The 502-nt window shown below is 48.2% G+C and carries 1 pseudogene; it reads right to left on the reverse strand.

What is annotated here, in order from left to right:
• Window positions 1-502, reverse strand: a pseudogene (locus tag R7Z47_RS27060) (bifunctional glutamine synthetase adenylyltransferase/deadenyltransferase); the annotation flags it as partial.

Consider the following 502-nt stretch of genomic DNA (forward strand, 5'->3'; position numbering starts at 1 on the left):
CCGTTTTCAGGGTAAGTAAAAATCAGGTCGATATCGGAAGAGAAATTCAGTTCGCCGCCACCTAGCTTGCCCATCCCAATGATCAACATCGGTTGAGCTTCACCCTCTGCATTTGTTGGCGTTCCCCATTCTGCGCAGCAAATTTTGTATTGCCATTGGTATGTCTCAAAGATCATCGCCTCTGCCAATTGGGACAAATGACGTAATGACTCTTCAAGTGTCCAAGCATGTAAGAAGTCTTTCCACGCGATGTAGACCATTTCTCGATTTCGGAACTGACGCAGAACGCGATGACCAGACATTTCATCTGGGCATTCTGCCAATAAAGCGGCCAGACGGGTGCGATAAGCTTGGTGTCGGCTAAGCTCACTTAACATCGTTGGTAACTGCTGCGCGAGAGCCTCGTCACGGTGAATGGTTTCCGTAATAAATTGGCTCAACGCCGAGACGTAATGAAACTGCTCTACGACCTCATTTGGCCATGATTGAAGGTAACCCGCTT

Origin of the sequence: Vibrio sp. 1641, assembly GCF_033339995.1 — a bacterium.
Classification (GTDB): domain Bacteria; phylum Pseudomonadota; class Gammaproteobacteria; order Enterobacterales; family Vibrionaceae; genus Vibrio; species Vibrio alginolyticus.